Here is a 21,647-nt window from a genome sequence, read left to right as displayed (position 1 = left end):
CTAATTTAACTTTGAATGACATTGTTTTTTTTATTTTTAAATTGTTAGTTAAAAGTTCGTATCCTTATTATAAATGAAATTTTTTAAAGGTTTCCATTTCTTATTTTCTCTTTTGTACCAAATTGTTAAATTATTATTTTTATCAATTTGCCAAGTAACTTCTTTTATAAGAATATCTTTTTCTTGTATTCCTTTTTCAGAAAAAATATTGAGTAATTCAATTCTAAATTCAGAAATTAACCCATCAGAATAATCTCCCATAAGGAAAGTAGTTTCTTTCACAAGTAAATATCCTAACTTTTTGTAATGTTTCTCAATATTTTTATCATACGATAGTTTCTCAAAATTCTGTAATAAAGAATCGTTTTCAACATTTGGTTCTGTTATATTAAAATGTTGTAAATTTTGTGACTCTACATTTTTACATTGAGTTGGCAATAAATGCATCACAATAAAAATATATAAAAACTTCATAATATATTATATTAGTTGAAATCTTGTATTAGAATAGATCGTATTTAATTCAGATATCATATACTCTAAATGCCTATCTCTTAACTCCATACCTATATTCATTATACTTTTTTGATCAAACTTAAATCCTCTATTAAGAGTAAAATCTTGATGGTATTCATCATATAAATACCCTATTGTATGTCCAAACTCGTGTCCTACAGGTATCTGTTTAATTTCTTTTCTTATCTTTGTGTCTTCGGTGTCTAAATTGATTTCTCTACTATTCCATCTTACATTACTTCTATAATACGTATTTTTTGTAATTTTTCTTACATTTACATTCCAATGAGGATTTTGTATTACCCATTGAATATCAAAGTTAATTGTGAAAACTTTATTTTTGTATTTTTGAGCAAAGACTGAATTACCTATAGCTTTTATTTTATACTGACCACCCCAAGTTTTCCAAATAATACTATCAACTTTATTATGAAAGTCTCTTTTTTCAGATAAAGTCCAACTTGTGGTGTTTCTTTCGTTAAACCAATTATACTTCCACTTTTGGCGAATAAGTATAATCTGCCTATATTCTTCTAAGTAAATATCCATTCTATCAGTCTTTTTAATCAGAGGCATAACAATTTTGTTTTATAGATTTAACTCTCTAGTTCTGTTTGTTTTTTTTACAAAATTGAAACTACTTTTATAATCTATTCAAAATAAAGAAGATATAGGAATTACAATAAGAGTAGGTAACGATTTAGTAATGGTTCTTATTTCATTTGATTATACCTATTTTCTCAGTAACTTCTGGGTGCAAAGGTACAACATCTTGACAATATAAACAAAAAATTTTACCTTTGCACCCGCAAACGTGCGCTGCTGCATAGGCTTCTACAGAAGCCTATGCAGCAGCGCACGTTTGCGTGGAGCTAATTGTAAATCTCCTGCAAACCAGTTGTTTAAAAAATGAAGATTTTTTAAAGTTTGTGTATATCATTGTTTTTTTGTAATATAGCGCAATAAATCATTTAAATATTTGATTTTATGTATCAACAAATTTTGAATCAGTTGGCTGTAAGAGAACGCCAAATCACGCTGGATAGATCCGCCGTGGTTAAAGAATCTTTAGAAATGGTACAGTTCCTAAAAGACCTCTTAAAGGAGGCTAAGGGAGAGGTACAGCAACGAGGTTTTACTGACCAAGCAGAAGAGATACATTTCTTCCGCGAGGTACAACCTCAAATGGTTAGCAGACTCATTTTCTACAATGAGATCTACCAGATAGAAAGTAAAGCAACTTTGCTCTCTACTGAGGCTGCTAAAAAGTTTCTAAAACACAAAGAAGCCCAATGGTTTAAAGAGTCAGAGACTTTAGAAGCAACCGATTTCTTCAGTTACATTGCTTTAGGAAGAACTAATGGCGATGTAGAGTATTTTACTCGCAATTACGACTACCTTCCTCAAAGCAATGAGGGGTATTTGTTTTCTTTTGATGGAGCCTTTTCTACTTGTCGTAGCTTTGAAGTTGCTAAGATAGGGGCTGCCAAGGAACTCTCTGATTATCTTTTTTTTTCGTACTCGTGAAGAAGAAGATATGCCTTTAGAAATTCTAAATCTCTTAGAATGGACAGGGCAAAAGACCGAGCTCATAGAGCTAATCTATGGTTTGTATGCTACCAATCGTATTTCATCAGGAAAAATTTCTATCAAGAAGCTAACTGCGGTATTTGAAAAGCTCTTCAAGGTAGAATTGGGAGATCTGTATCACACTTTTCATCGTATGAAAGGACGCTCAAAGAACCTTACACCTTTCCTCGATGCTTTAAAAGCGGCTTTACTAGATCATATAAACAACTCCGATCAAAAGTAGTTTTGCTAACTTCAGATAAAAACGTTTAAACATTGTTTAATCAGTTTTTTAGGGAAATAGACAGTTTCCCTTTTTTAGGGAGAAGGATTTATTCAAATATTATATTCATTATTTTTAATTATATTTATTATTTTCAATTTAACTCTTCTATAAAAACTCCCTAAACACACTTTTATCTCCATTTTTCAAAAAAGCCCATTATAACCCATTGGCATTTTTTAGACATTTCTTCCTATAAAAGTAGTTTATACTCCAAAAAATACGTTACAATTACCTTGTAATACACTTATAACCAATAAAATAAATAAAAATCACTTCAACTGCGTTAAAATGCACATTTCAATGGGTAGTACTTGGCAGTTTATGTTTTGTATTTGTCAGAACTTTGCCGCCGAGAATTTAACCCTATACGCAATGAATTTAATCACCATTGAAGAATCTGCTTGGAAAGCCCTTATGGAGCAACTCAAAAGCATTGAAAACCAACTCAAGCAAGAGCCTATTGAGTGGGATAGTTTTTGGCTCAACCAAAAAGAAATCTGTCAATATCTCCACCTAAGTGAGAAAACCCTATGGCGAATGCGCAAACGCAATGAAATCACCTACTCCAAAATCTATGGACAGTATTTCTATACCTTGGGAAGCATTCGCAAACTCCTTATCAGTCAATCGGTAGAAAACACTGAAAGCTACCTGCAATCCCTCACTCAAAAAGCCAAAGGTTATGTTGAAAAAGCAAGATATTTTAAGTAGAACCGAAGGAGGACTACAGGTCTTCCAGCACTATCTACAAGGCAACTGGCGAGTAGGTAAAAACTTTAAAAACCCTTTCTATGACGATAAAAATGCTTCCTGCAATATCTATAAGGACAAACAAGGCATTTATAAAATGAAAGATTTTGGCAATGATACTTTCAGGGGTGACTGTTTTTTCTTGGTAGGTTACCTCTATTAATTGGACTGCCGAAATGCCTCTGACTTTATTGAAATCCTAAAGATTATCAATCGAGATTTACATCTGGGTTTAGAGCAATCCACCTCTATAATTACACAAAAACCTCAAACACCTCCCACTATAACCATAGAAAGCACTCAAGTAGAAACCAAAAAATCTATCTCTTACCAATTCACCCAAAAACCTTTTACCCAAGAAGAATTAGCCTATTGGCAGAAATATGGTATCACTCAAGACATCCTAAATAGGTACAATGTAATCTCTCTGCAAAGCTATTCAAGCACCAATAAAGACGGCAAACCTTACACTATTGCCTCCACTTATAATGAGTGGATGTTTGCTTACCTTTTTAAAAAGCATTTAAAGGTCTATCGTCCCTTTTCTAAACTGCGCTTTCTCTATGGAGGTAATCCCGAAAACTATTGCTTTGGTGAGTCTCAGCTACCACTACAAGCCGACATTCTTTTTATCACCGCAGGAGAAAAAGATGTAATGAGCTTAGCCAGTAGATGCTTTTCGGCTATCTGTTTCAATAGTGAAACAGCACACATTCCTTTACAAAAACTCCAAAAGCTAAAAATGCTATTCCGACATTTAGTCCTTTTGTTCGACAGCGACGAAACAGGCAAAAGAACCTCTTTAGAGCAACAAACTCAGTTAGTACCTTTAGAAGTATTTCGTTTAGTTTTACTTCTTTCAGGTACTAAAAAGGATAAAGATATATCCGATTATTTTGCGCAAGGTAAAACGGGTAGAGACCTATTGCAACTCTTTTATCAGACCCTTAGCAAACACTATGAGGAAAGCCTATCCCTACTTAAAAACTGCGAAATTCAATGGGATAAACCTCCCCAAAAGCAAGAGACCATCATCTCCATTGGCAAAACCCCTGTAGGAATACAGAGTAGTTTATTGGGTATTACAGGAGGCGAAGGCACAGGCAAAAGTCATTATGTAAGTGCCCTCATTGCAGGTTGTCTTAACAGTAAGAACCTACCTATTGACACATTGGGCACAACACTACTGCCTTGTCCCAAAGATAAAGTGGTGCTATTTTTCGATACAGAACAGTCTCAAGACCAGCTCTATCAAAACATCAGCAAACTGCTTAAAAGAGCTAAACTAACCTCTCTTCCTGATTTGCTACACGCCTTTTGCCTCACCCAACTCCCTCGTAGAGAGCGATTAAAGGTCATTCGTGAGGGCTTGGAGAGTTTTTACTACCAATGTGCAGGAGTGCATTTGGTGGTCATCGATGGCATAGCCGACCTTATTGGAGCTGTGAATAACGAGCAAGAAAGTGTGGAACTCATAGAAGAGCTTTACCTTTTGGCAGGTAACTACAAAACCTGTATTGTATGCGTGTTACACCTCACCCCCAGTGGGCTTAAACTCCGTGGTCATTTAGGCTCTGAACTACAACGCAAAGCAACAGCAGTGCTTTCTATCGAAAGGGAGAAGAACAGTCCTATCTCAGCGGTCAAACCGATGAAAATCCGCAATGGTAGCCTTAGCGATACTCCACAAATACTTTTTAGATGGAACAATGAACTGGGAGTGCTTTCTTTTATCCCTAAAAAAATGAACTTAAAATAGAAAAATAGATAAAAAAATCATCAAAACATTTGTTTATTTAAAAAAAATTAGTAATTTTGTCCACAATAAATACCAAATGTTATGGATAAATACACTAATGAATACGGTTGAACAAATGATCCTGAAACATTTGCTCACTTTGCCTCTGTCAAAAGCTATCAAGATTACTTAGTGGATAAAAACAATCCTGTAGTAATGGTCACTTTGATGATTGATGGCAAAGACTTCTTAGGAAATGCCCATTTCGAAACCTACCTCACTCAACGTACTAACGACCACGACGAATTTACCATAGTAGTGAGGGAAAATGCTATCGACTCCATCAAAAGACCCGTAATGGAAAAGTCGGGTGACCTTTTGGGTGAAAGCATTGTGATTAAGTTCCACCAATACGGAAAAGTGGTGCAAACCTATAAAGGAGTTATCACTAAAATAGAAAACTACAAAGAAGAAGGAGGGGGTTATGGTGAACTTCGCATTAGTGGCAAGTCCCCCTCTATCCTCTTAGAAAATGGAAAAGACTGCCAGACTTATATAGAAAAAGACCTTACCGAAATTATTAAAAACGCTACAGAGGAATATCCTAACTTTGCCAAAGTACATATAGAAGGGGGGCTTAATAATTCTTCTCGCATCCCTTATACCGTACAATACAACGAATCCGACTATCAGTTTATCCAACGCCTTGCCAAACGTTATGGTGAGTTTTTCTATTACAACGGTTTGCAACTCATCTTTGGCAACAAAGCCCAAGAAACAATACTTCTTACTCACGGTGCAGAACTCATTGATGTTTCCTTTGAAGTAGAATTACAACCTCAAAACTTCCGCTATGTGGGCTATGATACCCATTACAATAATACCGACCAAAAAGAAGCTAAAGATATTATCACCCAAGACAAAATCAATCCTGTAATATGGGATGCTATCAAAGGAGCGAATAAGATATATACCAAAGTCCCTGAAAAATTGGTTTCTAATATTCCTACTGAATACGCCAGTGGGTATTTAAATCGTGCTGTAAAGTTAGAAAAAGAAAAGCGAGAGCAAATGATGGTGGTCAAAGGCAAAAGCCGAAACCCTCAAATGCGTGTAGGCGTTTTTGCCAAACTCAGAAGTATTTATGACCTCCCTATGGAGACTTTCCGAGTGATAGAAATCAAGCACTACCAAGAAGGCTACGAATATTACAACGAATTTATAGCCATTCCCGATGTATTTGTAGCCTACTACTACGATGAACAAGCCCCCCCAAAGCTGAACAACAACCCGCCCGAGTGATTGACAACAACGACCCTGAAGGTTGGGGACGCGTGCGTGTACAGTTTATTTGGCAAGAAAGCACCAAACCAAAACCCCTTGGATACGTGTGGTACAACCCCACGCAGGAGGTGGCAAAGGCTTTTACTTTATCCCCGAAATAGGCGAGGAAGTATGGGTAGATTTTGAAGATCAAAATGCTGAACGTCCTTATGTAGTGGGTGCTCATTACAACGGAGAGGAAATGAGCCGTTATCATACCCAAGGCAATGACAAGAAAGTAATACATACCCGTTCAGGCACTAAGATTGTGCTAAACGATGGCGAAGGAAGTGTATTTATAGAAGACCCCAGTGGCAACAGCATTTATATGGATGGCAGACAGAAGATTAGCTTTAACGGAGCTACTTTGGAGTTCAACGCCCAACGTATTGTGATGAATGCCACCGAGAGCACCCATATCACCACCAATGATTATATCCTCAATGCCTTGAGCAAGATATATGTGTTTAGTGCTTGGTTCAAACAGAAAATCACAGGCTTTATGCAACTCTTAAGCAATAGTGCCCTGATAAATAGCCCTAACACTATTGATATAGAAGCTAAAGAAGCCAAACTACAAGGCACCGAAAAATCCATAGTAGATTCTAAAAAGCAAGCCATTGTAAACAGCTTAGGTACCGCTGAACTCAAAGGAAAAGAAGGTAATAAATACAACCAAAATGCTGATAATGTTTCTTCTTCACCAGACGAGGAAATAGGCTTAGCGGTGGTACATTTTAGACCGTTAGACTCTTGGAAAGGAGAGTTCGGTTTTGATTGGTTAAGGGTTGATGATGGTAATCTTTTACCTAATGACTCTGTCTATGAAACTATCATTGATGGAGGATATGGAAATGGTGTGGTAGATTTAACAGGATATGATCCAAGAGGTGTCGTAATAAGTACAGCTTATGAAACGCTTAAAACTCAATATTATCATAATTGTATAAGGAGGAAAAATACAGCTAATACAAATATAGAGTATTTTGTTCCTTATCTTTCTTTGTTTTCAAAGGAGTTTGTAGATAAATTAGTAGCTTCTCCTAATCGTCCTGCTGTATTACCTCAATATGAAGCAGAAATACAACTTCTAATAGAGATAGAAGAAGATATTGAGAAATTAGAATTTGACTATGAAAAAGAGTTTTTTAAATTAGATAAAGATATTCTATCCCATAAAACAAGAACTTCTTTAACCAAAGGGGAAACTATCAAAATTACTTGCTTAAAAGATTTAGATAGAGACAAAGAGATTAAGATTTACGCTTATCCTAAAATAAACACAGAACCTGAATTAATTTTAGGTAGTGAAATCCAAGCTGTTGAAGAACAAGCTACCTTCAATGAATTAGAGTCTCTTTTAAAGCGAAAATTAGCAGGAAAAATTATTGTTTTACAAAATAATCATGAAGTAAGGCAAGAAGAAAAGTTTGTTCTAATCCCTGTTGCTACAGATGTTACTGGAAGTGATTACCGAATGGGATCTTTTACAATCCCTGAGAAAAATAACTTTTATAATTCATTTTATCAAGCTTTAATCATTCCTATTGTAGAAGTTTCTCCTAATAAATTAGACCTGTCTAATAAAAGTGATTTTCAAGTAAAAATAATTGATGGCGTTTTAAAAGAAGGAAAATTTATTTTAGGAGGGACAAATAGGTTAAATGAAAGATGGGCAACCTATGAAAGAGATAAAATTACAAACACTTTCAACAGGGTTCTTCAAAAATTATTTTTAGAAGATAAAGATAGAAAAGGTAATTTCAAAAACTTAAAATATGCTTCTAATTATTTTATGATATTCTCTCTATTAGCAGATGTACATAGTGATAAAGCATACGGACAAACTGATGCAGATTATATTAGGCAAAATAACAGATGGTTTTTAACGAATTTTAGAAAAAATGTATGCCTATTTAAAAATAGAGATGCGGTTACTTTAAATCACGAATCATATCATGGGTTTGGAGTATTTCATATTCATAGAGAAATAGATGAATATGGAAATATTCTTGAACCTATAATACTTTATGATAAGAAAAAGTATATCTATAATTATAGACTTACAACCAATATAATGGCTTATAATTCCTTTGCTTATACATCTTGGCGTTGGCAATGGAATATTATTAATTCTAAAGTTAATGAAAAATGAAAAAAATACTTTCAATAATATTAATATTCTTAAGTTTATCAACTAAAGGACAAATAACTAATATTCTAAAAGAAAAAGATATGAAATATTTTAATGAAAAGTTTTATAAAGACTGGGAGAAAGACAATCTATATGTTCAAATGTACGATTGGGATAGATTTCTAAAAAAAGGTAATGAAAGAGTTAGAATTATCGAAACTGATAATTTTATTCAAGTAGAATTTAGTAGCATTGTAGATCCTTATAAAAACAAGTATAAGTATGATGTAAATACCAAATGTTTAATATTGCAATCTTATTTTTTCTATAATTGCCAAATAGGTGTTTGGAAAAATTGGAGCAAAATTGGTAAGTTAATTAAAGAAGTAAATTATGATGAACCTTACAAATTAAGTGTAAAGGATATCATTAAACTAGTAAATCAAAAATTTAATATTGATTTACTAAATATGAACCTACTTTTAAATGTAGATAGATCCAACAGAACTATTCCTATTTATATTATTAGTATTATTAAGCCTAATACGAGAGGAAAAGAAATTAGGTATATAACTATTAGTGCTGATAATGGTGAAATTCTTTTTGATAAAACATTATTTTCAGAAAAGGAATTTAATGATAATATGAACAACATATATCAATTAGAAGGTAGAAAAGAAGAGAAAAACAAACCTAAAACCACCACTTTCAATGGCAAAATCTATACTAAAGAAGAGTGGAAAGCTTTTGAACAAGAGCAATGGGAAAAGTACCAAGCTAAGAGAAACAAAAAAGGCTTTCTCGATTGGCTTTTTGGATAATTTAAAATATATAAAATGAAAATATTCTTTGTATACATATTATTGTTGTTAAGTTTCAGTTGTAAAGCACAAAATAATAATTTAAATAGCAACAATATGAAATATTTTAATAAAGAAAAGTTTAAGGATTGGGAAACTGATAATTCTATACTAACTTGTAATCCTACTACTACTTATCTGAAGAAAGGAAATGAAAGGGCTCAAATAATTATAAATGAAGATATCAAACAAGTAAGAATATCTAATACCAGTAATCCTTATGAACAAGTTCTTCAGTACTATATAAAAACAGAAGTACTAAAAAAAGAGACAACTCTTTTCTATGGTATGCCTATAGGAAAAACTTATACTTATAATGAAATAGGAAAACTTATTAAAGAAGAAAATTGGGAAGCTCCTTATAAAGTATCTATTAAGGAGCTTATAACAATTTGTAAACAAAAAATGAATTTAGACTTAATGGATATGTCTTTAAAATTAACAATTGAAAGGTATAATGAAGAAAAGGCTATTTATATCATAAGAATTCCTTTTCCCAATACAAGAAACACAAAAGCCAAATATATTACCATAAGTGCTGACAATGGTGAAATTCTTTTAGAAAAAGAGATACATTCAAAAGAGGAATTTCAGGAATCAATAGAAGATATATACAATCCTTCTTCTTCAAAATCTAAAGATAATAAAGCAATTAAAACTACCACTTTCAATGGCAAAACCTATACTGAAGAAGAGTGGAAAGCCTTTGAACAGGAGCAATGGGAAAAGTACCAAGCTAAGAGAAGTAAAAAAGGCTTTTTTGATTGGCTCTTTGGGTAACAAATCTTAAAAATAACACACTATGAATATTATCACCAATACTGCAGAACTCAGTTGCAATCAAGGCACTACCAAAAGCAAACTTACCGTAACAAGTCAGGACTTTGCTACTATTGAGGAAAAGCCTATTGCTACTGAGGGCGACAAACAAGCCAATGTGAATATAATGCCTTTTGGTCAGTGCAAGCTAAAGCCTACTACAGGTGGTTACTTGCCTTGTATGCCTGCTCCTACAAAATGGGAGCAAACAGCTGAGAAAGATACTATCAACGATCTAAAAATCCTTACCGAGAAAAGCACCTGCCAGTGTGCCATAGGAGGTAAAATATCCGTTACTGACAAAGGGCATAATGAACAACACGAGGTGGAGTAGTTATTATTAACAATCATTTGTGAATAAAAATATTTCATTTCGCCATTTTCGGCATAAAAATTGCAAAAGGAATCCATCACAGGCATTCCTTTTTTTATCATCGTTATTTCAAAAAGAATAATAGTTAATAAAAAATCAGTAATTAGCAGTAAAAAATGGATAATGGTCAGTGAAAAATAAATAATTGTCGCTAAAAAATGGGTTATAAGCACTTTTGTTTGAGTAAAAGTCTATGAATATATATAAATCAATAAATATTTTAACTAAATTGTCTAATCAAATACACTTTTCTTATGGAAGAACCCGCAAAAAAACAAGAACAGACCAAGAAAGAGAGTAATCATCTTTCTTATGAAGACCAAATCGAGAGAATGCGTTTAGCATTTTCTAATGGAAAACTACCCAATTTGTTACCTAAGCTTACTGTTATAGGTTATACAGAAGAGCGTTTGAATAATTTGCTCACTAAAGTAGAAGCTTTGAAAGAATTGGATAGAACACAGAAAAAAGAATATGCAGAACAGTATAATGAAACTAACAAATTAGAAAACAAACGAAAAGAAATAAGTGCACTTTATAGTAAGCATCTTGGTTTCTGCCGTATTCTTATGAAAGGAAATGTAAAAGCAGCTACAGCCTTAGAGTTTTCTGGCGAAAGAAAAATTGCTTATACAGCTTGGCACAGACAAGTAAGCAACTTCTATTCTCAACTGCTATCTACTCCTGAGTTTTTAGAAAAAATAAAGTCTGTAGGAGTTACCGAAACTGATTTGCAGGCGGTACAAACCAAACTTACAGAAATAACAGCAATCAAAGATGCTCAAAAGAAAGAGACTTCAGAAGCACAAAAAGCTACTGAGAACCGAGATAAGGCTTTTGATGAACTCTTTCCTATATACAGCGAATTTATCGGACTTGCTAAAATACAATTGCAAGACACCCAAGACCTTGAAGCTTTAGGAGTAATCGTAAAAAGATAGATTATTTTATTTTTGTTAATAAAAAGTTAGTAAGAGCTAAGCGTAATGCTTAGCTTTTTTTAATAGTTTAAAAAATGTAATTCTCACCCACGACCAGTTTAAGATGATACCGCAATCCCCCGAAGTGCAACAGAGCATTTTGCAAGAAGAACTCCAAGATGTTGAAGAGAGTCTTTGGCAGTTGGAAAAACAAGGCAGTGAAGTCTCTCGTGCGATGATTAAAGGAATGTATAAGCGTAAAGAAAACCTAGAAGTAAAGCTCAAAACCTTAGAACACGACATCAATGAGCGCACCGATGATACAGTAGATTTTAAGATGATGGGCATTGACCATCTGTTAGTAGATGAAAGCCATAAGTTCAAAAACTTAATGTTCAATACAAGGCACGATAGAGTGGCAGGCTTGGGCAATTCCCAAGGCAGTCAAAAAGCACTGAATCTGCTTTTTGCCTTGCGAACTATTCAAGAGCGTACTGGTAAGGATATGGGGGCTACTTTTCTATCGGGCACAACTATTTCCAATTCACTTACTGAGCTTTATTTGCTCTTTAAGTACCTGCGTCCTCAAGCCTTAGAAAAGCAACAAATTCACTGTTTCGATGCGTGGGCAGCGATCTATGCCCGTAAGACCACCGATTACGAATTTTCAGTGGCTAATAACATTGTGCAGAAAGAACGCTTCCGCTACTTTATCAAAGTACCCGAATTAGCGCAGTTTTACGCTGAAATAACCGATTATAGAACCGCAAAGGATGTTGGAATAGACAGACCCGAAAAGAACGAAATTTTACACAATATACCCCCTACACCCGATCAAGAGGTATTCATTCAAAAACTAATGGAGTTTGCCAAAACGGGTAATGCAACCCTCTTGGGGCGTGCGCCACTATCCGAGTCCGAGGAAAAAGCCAAAATGCTTATCGCAACTGATTATGCCCGTAAAATGTCCTTAGATATGCGAATGATCTCTGATAAGTATGAAGATCATCCTGATAACAAAGCCTCTCATTGTGCGATGAAAATCAATGAATATTATCAAAAATACAAAGCACAGAAAGGCACTCAGTTTGTCTTTTCTGATTTGGGTACTTACAAGCCCAACGAGTGGAATCCTTACACTGAAATCAAACGGAAATTGGTAGAAGACTATGGCATCCCTGCCCACGAAATCCGTTTTATCCAAGAGGCTAAAAACGACAAAATGCGCAAGCAACTCATCAGTGACACCAACGAGGGCAAGATACGAGTGCTCTTTGGATCTACCGATATGCTTGGTACAGGGGTCAATGCACAGAAAAAAGCCGTTGCTGTACATCACTTAGATACCCCTTGGCGACCCAGTGACTTGCAACAAAGGGACGGACGTGCCATTCGCAAAGGCAATGAAGTGGCCAAATATTTTGCTGATAATAAGGTGGATGTGATTATCTATGCCGTCGAAAAGTCTTTGGACTCATACAAGTTTAATCTACTCTTTAACAAACAGCTCTTTATCGACCAACTTAAGAACAATAAGTTAGGTAAACGAACCATTGATGAGGGAGCTATGGACGAAAAGTCGAGAATGAACTATTCTGAATATGTAGCTATCCTCTCAGGGAATACCGATTTGCTCGAAAAAGCGAAGTTGGAAAAGAAGATTGGAGCTTTAGAGAGTGAAAAACAAACGTTCTTACGCTCTAAATACACCTCTAAAAACCGTTTAGATAACCTCTGTAGTGATTTGAAAGCGCTACAAGATCGCTTGTATCGTTTTCAGACGGATTGGCAAAACTTCTCAGATAAAGCGGTACGCCGAGAAGATGGCTCGGTAGTCAATGTTTTGCGTTTGGAGGGTTTAGACGAAAAGAGCAGTGTAAAGCAGTTAGCCCAAAAGTTACAGGACTATGCCCAAAACGCCCGTACCAAAGGCGAATATCAAGAAATAGGAAGTATCTATGGTTTTCAGATATTGGTAAAGACCGAAGTCTCCAAAAAAGACGAACTTGACTTAAAAGAAAACCGCTTTTTTGTACAAGGAGAAGGAGGTATCAAGTACACCTACAACAACGGACGATTGGCAAGCGACCCTAACTTGGCTGTGATGAATTTTGTCAATGCCATTGAGAAAATCCCTGCAATGATGGAAAAGGAAGAAAAAGAGATTGCCCTTATCCAAAAGGACATTCCTCTTCTAAAGGAAATCATCGAAAAAGTATGGGGTAAAGAAACACAACTCTCCGAACTTAAAACTGAGCTCTCAGCCCTCGATAGGAAAATACAACTTTCACTCTCCTCCAATACTCCACAAGAGGCTCAAGAAGGAGCCGAAAAACAAGAGGTACAAGAGACAGAAGAACTCAATAAAGAGCTATCACAAGAGAGTCAAAAAAGCGAAACTCAAGAAGTTTCAACTCCCACAAAAGAGTTTGTAAGAGAGACTCTTAACAGAAACTCACGAGGATTTAAAATGTAGTATTTATTCCTTAAAGAACCTGTATATCTCCATTTTGAAAATCAGCAGAACTGATGTTTTGCTGGTTTTCTTTGTTTTTATATACTACTGATAAATAAGTGTTTATAATTTTCATACAAGCTAAAAACAAAAATATATTTGAATTTTGTTGGTTGTTTCGTCAAAAAATACTAATTTGCGCCTCTGAACTACTATTGTTTTTTAACAAGAAGATATATGAATTATAATTCTACTGGTTTTTTTCCTAAATTTGACCCTAAAATCTATTGGAGTTTTGGAGTACTCCTTTGTCTTGGTATTTTCTTATTCATTTTTCAATGCTCTCGTCACGTAGACTGTGAGGAAGCTAATTTCTATGTCTTTGCCGATAACTATGCTGTGAAGGAAGTAATTGAGTTTGGTGATAAAACCAAAAATGCCAAATCGTGGAAATGGGATTTTGGTGATGGTTCTCCTGCCGATTTTAGACAGCGTACTTTTCACACCTATGAAAAGACTGGAGAATATGTGGTAACTCTTACTATCAATGGCTCTTGTACTTCTCAAAAGGTGCTTACCATTACCTCTCTCAATCAACAAGTAGGCTACCTGCCTACCATCAAAGCTCCTGATGTGGTCTTTTTAGGTGAAACCACTAAATTCATAGGACAAAAACAAGGAGGCATCTCATTTGAGTGGAGTTTTGGAGAAACTTCCTCTACCGATGCTGTGGGTGATTCTGTAACTTATAAGTTCAAACGCGTAGGGCAAAAGAAGATAACCCTTATCGTCAATGGCGATTTAGATCATATCGCTACCAAAACTATCTATGTAGCCCCTAAACACGTAGTGGCTAAAGAACCTATAGATATGGAGAGTTATGTATATGAACAACCTCATAGTGATTTTTCGCTGCCTATGGGTAAAGCACAGAAAGACCCCTTGGTAGATATGCTTACCAATATTCCTGTAGCTCCTAAAACTCCTAAAAAAGAAGACACACCTCTTTCTGCAAAAAAAGTCCCTGATATTTCTAATGAGCAATTTATCCTGCTTCTCAATGGGGTAGCCTCTCAAGCTAAGACAAAAGATGATTTCAAAGACTATCTTTGTGAGAACTACCAAGTCCCTGTAGTTATCAATGACGATAAAATCGTACCCTTTGTACAGTTTTGCAAAGAAATTGCAGGAAAAAAAATAAAAATAGAAAACTTACGTTTGCAAAAAGACACTGATAATGCTTGTGTCCAAAATATTTATGTCTACTACAAAGTAAAAGGCAAAATATTTTGGAAAAAAGGATAATAACAATTAAAAACCATAAAAATTTATGACTAAGACAACACTTTTAAAAATTCCTTATTCGGAGTTTGAGTTCAAAGACGCTATATCAGAAAGCTTACAACGAGAAATGAATAAATCTTTTGTAAACAAATTTTCTATTGAAAATAGTTTGGGAGTAGCTGTAAAAAGACATCTACAACGCCAATTTATCAACACTTCGTTTAATGGTCGATGTCCTACTTGTCCGCCTACTACCGGACTAAAAACCAAGTTTTTGCTTACCTTACAGGTGCAAATAAATTACAGAGTAAGTTTTAAAGCTGGATTGCGTGCGGGGTTGGAGTATCAATTAGGAGATTTTTACAGCAATCAGTCTTTTAATTTTTCGATTTATAATTCGGGATTAGGTACTTCTACTAGTAGAGAAAAACGACCTATGGTGGTAGATGCTACGGTTTATTTGTCAGTAGGCATAGGAACAGGAATTGCTACGCCAATGAACCAGTATAGTATCAATTATGATACTGCGATGGCCGTGCCCAATACGTTTAAGAATTCGGTCAGTTACGGACAGGCATTTACTTGGAATTCTGCCATAAATGAGAAATTTGATTTGAGTGTAGTTCAACGGCAAGGTATTTTTGGTTTTAGGTCTGGAGATTTTGCCTTGAGTACAAACAATGACACCAAAAGAGGATATTTTGGAGGTGGTACGGATCACGGTTGGACAGGCGGTCTTATTCTGAGTTTTAATGTAGCACGGTTGGGCATTATTGAAGCAGGCTATCAAAACTTTACAGGAAAATATGATGAACAAGGGTTTCAAGAAAGACAAATGGATAGTTTAATAAAGTTAAAAGAAGAAGGAAGAATAGGTAAGGAAGAATTTAAACAAAAAAGTGAAAAATTGTTATTTGAAAATCCTTATCATTCTCAAGATGATTATCAAAAAAGTTTTAATCGAGCGTCTAATTTTTTAAGGCTTTTAAAAGATAATAATTCTATTCGTTTAGATGTAGAGAGTAATGGTTGGTTTCAAAATGGTATTCATAATTTAATAAATGATTTTAAGTTTAAATATGATAACCCCAAACCCATAGGTATATGGATAGAAAAAGCATTTTAATATTGGTATTAGTAGGTGTATTATGTAATAGTTGTATCTATTACGATTTGTATTTTAACAGAAATTATTATCGTACAGAGAACACTCGCCCACGTCCCATTTTACCGAGATTTCGATTGGCAAAGCCAGCGCCTTATCGATTAAGGGCAGAAGACCAAATTGATACGACTGTAATTTATATACAGAAATACAAAATTTTAGAAGAAGATAGAATCTCTTTTTATAGATTTTTTGGTAATGGAAGAGTTTCGTCAGGTTTTTTAGAAGGAGATAGTTTAGAATATAATAAACCTGAAAGAACTGTAGCGGGCTATTATCGAATGCGAAATCCTACGGAGTTTGAGATGCAAGAATTCTTAGCATATAGCACCACTCACGCGAAATATTCTTATAGTCGAGGCGTGGTCAAAGGAGATACTTTATTTATGTATTTTGACCCACCGCGTAATAAGCCTATTACGGAGTTAAGAAAGGATAAAGAATATTCTTTTTACGTTAAGCGAAAAGTAGATACTTTAATAGGTAAACCTGATTGGTAGGATAAAATTAGGAATATGGACAGAAAAAGCATTTTAATAGTAACGTTGTTGGGTTTGCTTTGCAATAGTTGTATTTATTATAATTTGTATTTTAACAGAAACTATTATCGTACAGAAACTACGCGCCCGCGTCCTATTTTGCCCCGCTTTCGATTGGCAAAACCAGAGCCTTATCGGTTAAAAGCAGAAGACCAAATTGATACGACTGTAATTTACATAGCAAAAACCAAAGTATTTAAAGATATTGTTTTTTTACGATTTTTTGGTAATGGAAGGGTTGCCTCTGGTTTTTTAGAAGAAGATAGTTTGGAATATAACAAGCCGAAAAGATGTGTAGCAGGATATTACAGAATGCGTAGCCCTACAGAATTCGAACTACAAAAGTTTTTAGCATATAGCACCACTCACGCCTCGTATGAATATTATCGCGGTGTGGTTAGGGGAGATACTTTGTTTATACATTTTGACCCACCTCGCAAGAAACCTTTTTCAGAGATTAAAATAAATAATAAAAAAGGATATTCTTTTTATGTTAAGCAAAAAGTAGATACTTTAATAGGTAAACCTGATTGGTAAAAGAAGTTATTTAGAGAAGAAATTAAAAATAAAACAATGGAAGAAAAGAAATTGAGCTATGCCCCAGAGGTTACTAAAGCATTGGAAATAGCACAGAAAATAGCTCGTGAAAATATGAACGCTCGTTACTCTGGCGGACATTTATTGAAAGCTGTTCTCAACAGAGATTTACCACTCTTAAAGCTCTTGGAATCTAAAGGAGTCGATGTATTCTATTTAGAAGAATGGGCTGAAGTGCGCATTGAGGAAGCTCTAAAAGCTACCAACACTTATTCCTGCGACCCCGATGAAGCGATAGACACTATCTTCACTGAAGCAGAAGCTATTCGGGAAATTTTAGATGAGGAGGAAATCTCCTTATGGGATGTATTTGTAGCATTGAGTACTCAGGGAGTAGCTTTTAATTTCGACCAAATGAAAACCTATCCTGTAACACGTGCTGAACTTTTAGAAACTACCCCTCTTCCTGCTACCTCTGCCGAAAAACCTTTCTCTTCTGCTCCTCCTTCTTCCACGGCTAAAGGTTTTTTGCAAAAATATTGTGTCAATAAAAAAGATGTCCTCAAAGCTAAAGCCTCAAAAGAAATACCTGTTGGCAGAGTTGCCGAAACTCAAAAAATTACCGAAATACTGTGCAGATTTAGCAAACAAAATGTGCTTATCATAGGCGATTCAGGTATAGGAAAAACTACCCTTATCAATAGTTTTGTACAGAAGGTTATATCTAACCAAGTCCCCGATGTGTTGTCTAACTTAGCCGTATTTGAATTGGATATGGGAGCCCTCATAGCAGGAGCTTCCTACAAAGGAGAGATTGAAGACCGTATCAAGAACATAGCCCAAGAACTCAAGCAATATCCTAAATCAGTACTTATCATCGAGGAATTACACGCACTTTTAGGTAACTCTTTTGATTCCTCTATGGCAAATCTACTTAAAAGTGAACTTACTAAAGGACTCACTGTTATAGGCACTTCTACTATCGATGAATTTACCAAGAAAATAGAAAAATCAGGTTTAGAACCTTTGTTTGAAAAGGTAGAATTGCAAGAAAGTGATGATGAAACCCATTTTAGAATGTTGCGTCAAACCCTTTCAGCTTACGAAAACCACCATCATATAGCCATAACCGATGAGGCAATTTGGGAAGCCATACGCCTTTCTAAAAGGTATTTAAAAGAGAAAAGTCTGCCTGCCTCAGCGATAGACCTCATAGACCATACAATGTCAGTTGTGAAAACGGCAGGAGCATCTTTCTTAAAAGAAAAAAATGCTTTGCTTACACAAATAATTCATTTGGAGGACAATACACAAGGTTTTACAGAAGAGCAATGCAAAAAGAACGCTGCTTGGTTATTGAACGATATCAAACAACGCATTCCCTTTTTGTTAGATGCCTCTACCCTTTTAGAAGAGGAACAAACTACTACTTTTGAAACTGCTGATAACCTATTGGGCTATGGACGCAAACTCATTACCGAAGCTGAAAAAGTAGCTCAAGAAAAACGTTCTCACATCACCGAATGGGATTTAGCCGTACTCATCTCTCAAAAAACGAATATTCCTATAGGCAAACTCAAAGAAGAGGAAAAACAGCGTTTGAGTGATATGGATACTATTCTTTCCGAGCGGGTAGTAGGGCAAGACCACGCTATTGCTATTATCAGTGAGGCTGTACTCGAAAATCGCTCTGGATTGAGCAAAGCAGGACAGCCTATTGGTTCTTTCTTCTTTTTAGGTCCTACAGGAACAGGGAAAACAGAATTGGCTAAATCTTTAGCCGAATTCCTTTTCCAAGATGAGAATGCCATTATCCGTTTCGATATGTCGGAGTTCAAAGAAGAGCACTCAGCAGCCTTACTCTATGGAGCACCTCCAGGGTATGTAGGCTATGAGGAAGGTGGTTTATTAGTGAATAAAATCCGACAAAAGCCCTACTCTATCGTACTTTTTGATGAGATAGAAAAAGCCCACGCCTCTGTATTTGATGTATTCCTACAAATAATGGACGAAGGGAAGTTGCACGATCGTTTGGGTAAAGAAGGTGATTTTTCTAATGCCATTATCCTCTTTACCTCCAATATAGGCTCTGATTTTATTGTCAAATCTTTTACTGAGGGGAATATTCCTTCCTCATCTACTCTTTTAGAGATAATGAGTCGTTATTTCCGACCAGAGTTTTTAGGGCGTCTTACCGAGATAGTACCTTTTGCACCTATTAGCAAAGAAAATGCTTTAAAAATCTTTGAAATACATTTGAAAAAAGAGCTTTTAAACCTAACAGAAGGTATAAACATCTCACTCAATATTGCTCAAGAAGTAAAAGAGCATTTAGCAGAACAAGGCTATGATGCCACCTATGGAGCTCGTCCTTTAAAAGGTATCATTCGTGCCAAATTACGTCGTCCTTTGGCTAAGAAACTTGTAGCAGGTGAATTTAAAGAAGGAGATACTATAAAGGTACTCTGGGAAAATAATGAAGTCGCTTGGATTAAAAAATAATAAATTATGGCAGTTGAATTTGGAAAATGGCAAAAAATAGAGAGGAGAAACACAAAGGTTTCTTCTGCTTCGGTATATTTTAAAGGCTGGTGGACAGATCTAAACGATGCTCCTCTGAAAAAATCTTTTTTTGGAGAGACAGTCAGATTTCATATAACTGTAAATAATAGTATTCTTAATGGGAAGGAAATAGATATCCAATTCTATGATAGCGATTGGTTGAACGATACAAAAATAGGAGGAGTGAAGAAAGCTACTATCAAAGATGGTAAAACGTATGTTGATTTTTATCTAAATGAAAAATGGGAAGAATTAGTAGAACATTGGAGTGAAGGTGGAGATGACATTGAGTTGTATGCTGAGGTTTCTTATTCGTCTCTTTCAATAAAAGAAAATTTAGCAAATAAAGAAGATGAAGTTTTAAAAGTTTCTAAGGACTTAAAAAACTCTAAGACAATTACAGTTTTAATAGAGTTACCCCATAGTAATTCTGAAGGTAAACTAAATCAAAAAGGATTAGCAGGACATACTGGAATAATAATAGGAGAAGATTATTACGACTATGGTCCTAACCCAGGGGATCCTTTTTATTCAGATGGAGAGCCTTGGTGGGATGATCCTGACCTAACAAAAAAAGATATTTTAGACATTTTAAATGATGACTCATCAAGAATACACACAGGTATAACTGGGAAAGTTTGTCTTATTGATATAAATATAACAAAGGGAGAAAACTATAAAATAGAAAGATGGTGGATTGATAAATATAATAATTTAGGCACATATAGTGTAATTCCTTTTTTAGGAGAACAATGTACAACTAATGTAAGAATATCTATTGAAGAATGTACGAAAGTATTTTCAAACTCTACTACATCAACAACACAATTTCCCAAAGGCTTATTAGAATTATTAACCACTAAAGGTGTTCATACTTGTGGTGAAAATAAAGGAGAAAAACTTACAATTTCAAAAGAATTTCAAGAACTATAAAGAATGAATTTACTAAATATTAGAAAATATATATTTATGGGATTATTTAGTTTTTTCTTTGCTTGTGAAAAAGCGGAGGATATATATGTATACGGGACAGATGATTTTAATAAAAAGGAAAAAAGTTTGAATATCAACCTCAAACAAGCTTTTGAAATTTGTAAACTTCATATTAATAATACTGAAAAACATTTGAAATTGAGTATTATATATGGAGATTATTACATTTTTTATTGGGGAGAGGTATATAACCCTAAAATAGGATATAATCTTTCTGGAATTTGGGTTAATGGTGAGAATGGAGAAATAAAAACAGTAAAAACAGAAAAGTATATTAATATAGGTGTTTTTTATATACATAGCAATCCTCCTTTACCCATTATAACTGATAAAGAGTCTCTCTCTAAAAAATAATTAAAAAATCAGAATAATATATAAAATGACAAAAAGAACGCTATATATATTGAGTAGTACTTTACTACTATCTTGCTCGGCAAACCGTTATCTTGCTGAACTTCCTTATCATTACCCTACCGATGCTTTCTACAAAGCAGTATTAGCCCAAAAGAAACAAATCAATGAGCAGTATACCTTGGTAGATGACAAGGGTGAAAACCTATCCGATAAGGAAGCCTTAAGAGAGAAATACTCCATTATTTTTGATGTATTCCTACAAATAATGGACGAAGGGAAGTTGCACGACCGTTTGGGTAAAGAAGGTGATTTTTCTAATGCCATTATCCTCTTTACCTCCAATATAGGCTCTGACTTTATTGTCAAATCTTTTACTGAGGGGAATATTCCTTCCTCATCTACTCTTTTAGAGATAATGAGTCGTTATTTCCGACCAGAGTTTTTGGGACGTCTTACCGAGATAGTACCTT

General features: G+C 34.8%; 20 protein-coding genes and 2 pseudogenes. 20 read left to right on the top strand and 2 right to left on the bottom strand.

The genetic code is table 11. The features are described 5' to 3' along the window. Positions 1-48: 48 nt before the first annotated feature. Both OO775_RS11415 and OO775_RS11410 read right to left on the bottom strand, forming a co-directional pair. A complete protein-coding gene (locus tag OO775_RS11415; protein WP_264847292.1) occupies positions 49-474 on the bottom strand; it encodes a hypothetical protein in 426 nt (141 codons plus the stop codon). A gap of 6 nt (positions 475-480) precedes the next feature. Continuing rightward, on the bottom strand, positions 481-1,092 hold the full coding sequence (locus OO775_RS11410; RefSeq protein ID WP_264847290.1) for a hypothetical protein: 612 nt from the start codon (positions 1,090-1,092) through the stop codon (positions 481-483). Positions 1,093-1,503: 411 nt separating this feature from the next. On the opposite strand from OO775_RS11410, the gene OO775_RS11405 reads away from it, so the two are divergent. The 20 genes and pseudogenes from OO775_RS11405 to OO775_RS11310 all read left to right on the top strand — a co-directional run. Next, positions 1,504-2,043, top strand: coding sequence for an RteC domain-containing protein (locus OO775_RS11405; protein WP_264847288.1), 540 nt, complete (start codon positions 1,504-1,506; stop codon positions 2,041-2,043). Positions 2,044-2,053: 10 nt separating this feature from the next. Further along, a complete protein-coding gene (locus OO775_RS11400; protein ID WP_264847286.1) occupies positions 2,054-2,329 on the top strand; it encodes an RteC domain-containing protein in 276 nt (91 codons plus the stop codon). A gap of 342 nt (positions 2,330-2,671) precedes the next feature. Next, entirely contained in the window at positions 2,672-3,082 is a 411-nt protein-coding gene (locus tag OO775_RS11395; RefSeq protein WP_264847293.1) for a helix-turn-helix domain-containing protein, read from the top strand. Beyond that, on the top strand, positions 3,054-3,284 hold the full coding sequence (locus OO775_RS11390; RefSeq protein WP_264847294.1) for a hypothetical protein: 231 nt from the start codon (positions 3,054-3,056) through the stop codon (positions 3,282-3,284). The genes OO775_RS11395 and OO775_RS11390 overlap by 29 nt, the downstream gene beginning before the upstream one ends. Then, complete coding sequence (locus OO775_RS11385) at positions 3,285-4,880, top strand: bifunctional DNA primase/helicase (protein WP_264847284.1); 1,596 nt, start codon at positions 3,285-3,287, stop codon at positions 4,878-4,880. Between the two features lie 171 nt (positions 4,881-5,051). Further along, positions 5,052-6,161, top strand: a complete 1,110-nt coding sequence (locus OO775_RS11380) for a contractile injection system protein, VgrG/Pvc8 family (protein WP_264847283.1) — start codon at positions 5,052-5,054, stop codon at positions 6,159-6,161. 49 nt (positions 6,162-6,210) lie between these two features. Beyond that, positions 6,211-8,337: a phage baseplate assembly protein V gene (locus OO775_RS11375; protein ID WP_264847282.1), complete on the top strand. Its 2,127-nt coding sequence runs from the start codon at positions 6,211-6,213 to the stop codon at positions 8,335-8,337. Continuing rightward, positions 8,334-9,137, top strand: a complete 804-nt coding sequence (locus OO775_RS11370; protein ID WP_264847280.1) for a hypothetical protein — start codon at positions 8,334-8,336, stop codon at positions 9,135-9,137. The genes OO775_RS11375 and OO775_RS11370 overlap by 4 nt, the downstream gene beginning before the upstream one ends. 96 nt (positions 9,138-9,233) lie before the next feature. Further along, positions 9,234-9,956, top strand: coding sequence for a hypothetical protein (locus OO775_RS11365; RefSeq protein WP_264847279.1), 723 nt, complete (start codon positions 9,234-9,236; stop codon positions 9,954-9,956). A 22-nt stretch (positions 9,957-9,978) separates the two neighbouring features. Further along, a complete protein-coding gene (locus OO775_RS11360; RefSeq protein WP_264847277.1) occupies positions 9,979-10,329 on the top strand; it encodes a DUF4280 domain-containing protein in 351 nt (116 codons plus the stop codon). Between the two features lie 293 nt (positions 10,330-10,622). Next, positions 10,623-11,309 (top strand): PQLLE family protein, encoded by a 687-nt coding sequence (locus tag OO775_RS11355; protein WP_264847276.1) that lies wholly within the window; start codon positions 10,623-10,625, stop codon positions 11,307-11,309. A gap of 58 nt (positions 11,310-11,367) precedes the next feature. Then, positions 11,368-13,764, top strand: a pseudogene (locus OO775_RS11350) (helicase-like domain-containing protein); the annotation flags it as partial. A gap of 216 nt (positions 13,765-13,980) precedes the next feature. Beyond that, positions 13,981-15,048 (top strand): PKD domain-containing protein, encoded by a 1,068-nt coding sequence (locus OO775_RS11345; RefSeq protein ID WP_264847275.1) that lies wholly within the window; start codon positions 13,981-13,983, stop codon positions 15,046-15,048. A gap of 25 nt (positions 15,049-15,073) precedes the next feature. Continuing rightward, a complete protein-coding gene (locus OO775_RS11340; protein WP_264847273.1) occupies positions 15,074-16,153 on the top strand; it encodes a polymorphic toxin type 23 domain-containing protein in 1,080 nt (359 codons plus the stop codon). Beyond that, positions 16,132-16,692 (top strand): hypothetical protein, encoded by a 561-nt coding sequence (locus tag OO775_RS11335; RefSeq protein ID WP_264847272.1) that lies wholly within the window; start codon positions 16,132-16,134, stop codon positions 16,690-16,692. The genes OO775_RS11340 and OO775_RS11335 overlap by 22 nt, the downstream gene beginning before the upstream one ends. Positions 16,693-16,707: 15 nt before the next feature. Continuing rightward, positions 16,708-17,268, top strand: a complete 561-nt coding sequence (locus OO775_RS11330; protein WP_264847271.1) for a hypothetical protein — start codon at positions 16,708-16,710, stop codon at positions 17,266-17,268. Positions 17,269-17,304: 36 nt separating this feature from the next. Beyond that, on the top strand, positions 17,305-19,770 hold the full coding sequence (locus tag OO775_RS11325) for an AAA family ATPase (protein ID WP_264847270.1): 2,466 nt from the start codon (positions 17,305-17,307) through the stop codon (positions 19,768-19,770). Positions 19,771-19,776: 6 nt separating this feature from the next. Further along, entirely contained in the window at positions 19,777-20,763 is a 987-nt protein-coding gene (locus OO775_RS11320) for a hypothetical protein (protein WP_264847269.1), read from the top strand. A gap of 36 nt (positions 20,764-20,799) precedes the next feature. Further along, the gene (locus OO775_RS11315; protein ID WP_264847267.1) at positions 20,800-21,177 is read left to right on the top strand and encodes a hypothetical protein; all 378 of its coding nucleotides are present in this window, start codon (positions 20,800-20,802) and stop codon (positions 21,175-21,177) included. A gap of 235 nt (positions 21,178-21,412) precedes the next feature. Then, positions 21,413-21,647 (top strand): annotated as a pseudogene (locus OO775_RS11310) (AAA family ATPase); the annotation flags it as partial.

It is taken from the genome of Capnocytophaga catalasegens, from assembly GCF_026005215.1.
GTDB lineage: Bacteria > Bacteroidota > Bacteroidia > Flavobacteriales > Flavobacteriaceae > Capnocytophaga > Capnocytophaga catalasegens.
The sequence above is the reverse complement of the archived record's forward strand: the minus strand, read 5'-3'. Positions and strand labels throughout refer to the sequence as shown.

Excerpts from the sequence above, each read along its gene's own strand:
- OO775_RS11390 (WP_264847294.1), top strand. The coding sequence starts at position 3,054 with ATGTTGAAAAAGCAAGATATTTTAAGTAGAACCGAAGGAGGACTACAG.
- OO775_RS11330 (WP_264847271.1), top strand. The coding sequence starts at position 16,708 with ATGGACAGAAAAAGCATTTTAATAGTAACGTTGTTGGGTTTGCTTTGC.
- OO775_RS11335 (WP_264847272.1), top strand. The coding sequence starts at position 16,132 with ATGGATAGAAAAAGCATTTTAATATTGGTATTAGTAGGTGTATTATGT.
- OO775_RS11345 (WP_264847275.1), top strand. The coding sequence starts at position 13,981 with ATGAATTATAATTCTACTGGTTTTTTTCCTAAATTTGACCCTAAAATC.
- OO775_RS11340 (WP_264847273.1), top strand. The coding sequence starts at position 15,074 with ATGACTAAGACAACACTTTTAAAAATTCCTTATTCGGAGTTTGAGTTC.
- OO775_RS11315 (WP_264847267.1), top strand. The coding sequence starts at position 20,800 with ATGGGATTATTTAGTTTTTTCTTTGCTTGTGAAAAAGCGGAGGATATA.
- OO775_RS11410 (WP_264847290.1), bottom strand. The coding sequence starts at position 1,092 with ATGCCTCTGATTAAAAAGACTGATAGAATGGATATTTACTTAGAAGAA.
- OO775_RS11360 (WP_264847277.1), top strand. The coding sequence starts at position 9,979 with ATGAATATTATCACCAATACTGCAGAACTCAGTTGCAATCAAGGCACT.
- OO775_RS11355 (WP_264847276.1), top strand. The coding sequence starts at position 10,623 with ATGGAAGAACCCGCAAAAAAACAAGAACAGACCAAGAAAGAGAGTAAT.
- OO775_RS11325 (WP_264847270.1), top strand. The coding sequence starts at position 17,305 with ATGGAAGAAAAGAAATTGAGCTATGCCCCAGAGGTTACTAAAGCATTG.
- OO775_RS11370 (WP_264847280.1), top strand. The coding sequence starts at position 8,334 with ATGAAAAAAATACTTTCAATAATATTAATATTCTTAAGTTTATCAACT.
- OO775_RS11405 (WP_264847288.1), top strand. The coding sequence starts at position 1,504 with ATGTATCAACAAATTTTGAATCAGTTGGCTGTAAGAGAACGCCAAATC.
- OO775_RS11395 (WP_264847293.1), top strand. The coding sequence starts at position 2,672 with ATGGGTAGTACTTGGCAGTTTATGTTTTGTATTTGTCAGAACTTTGCC.
- OO775_RS11415 (WP_264847292.1), bottom strand. The coding sequence starts at position 474 with ATGAAGTTTTTATATATTTTTATTGTGATGCATTTATTGCCAACTCAA.
- OO775_RS11365 (WP_264847279.1), top strand. The coding sequence starts at position 9,234 with ATGAAATATTTTAATAAAGAAAAGTTTAAGGATTGGGAAACTGATAAT.
- OO775_RS11400 (WP_264847286.1), top strand. The coding sequence starts at position 2,054 with ATGCCTTTAGAAATTCTAAATCTCTTAGAATGGACAGGGCAAAAGACC.
- OO775_RS11320 (WP_264847269.1), top strand. The coding sequence starts at position 19,777 with ATGGCAGTTGAATTTGGAAAATGGCAAAAAATAGAGAGGAGAAACACA.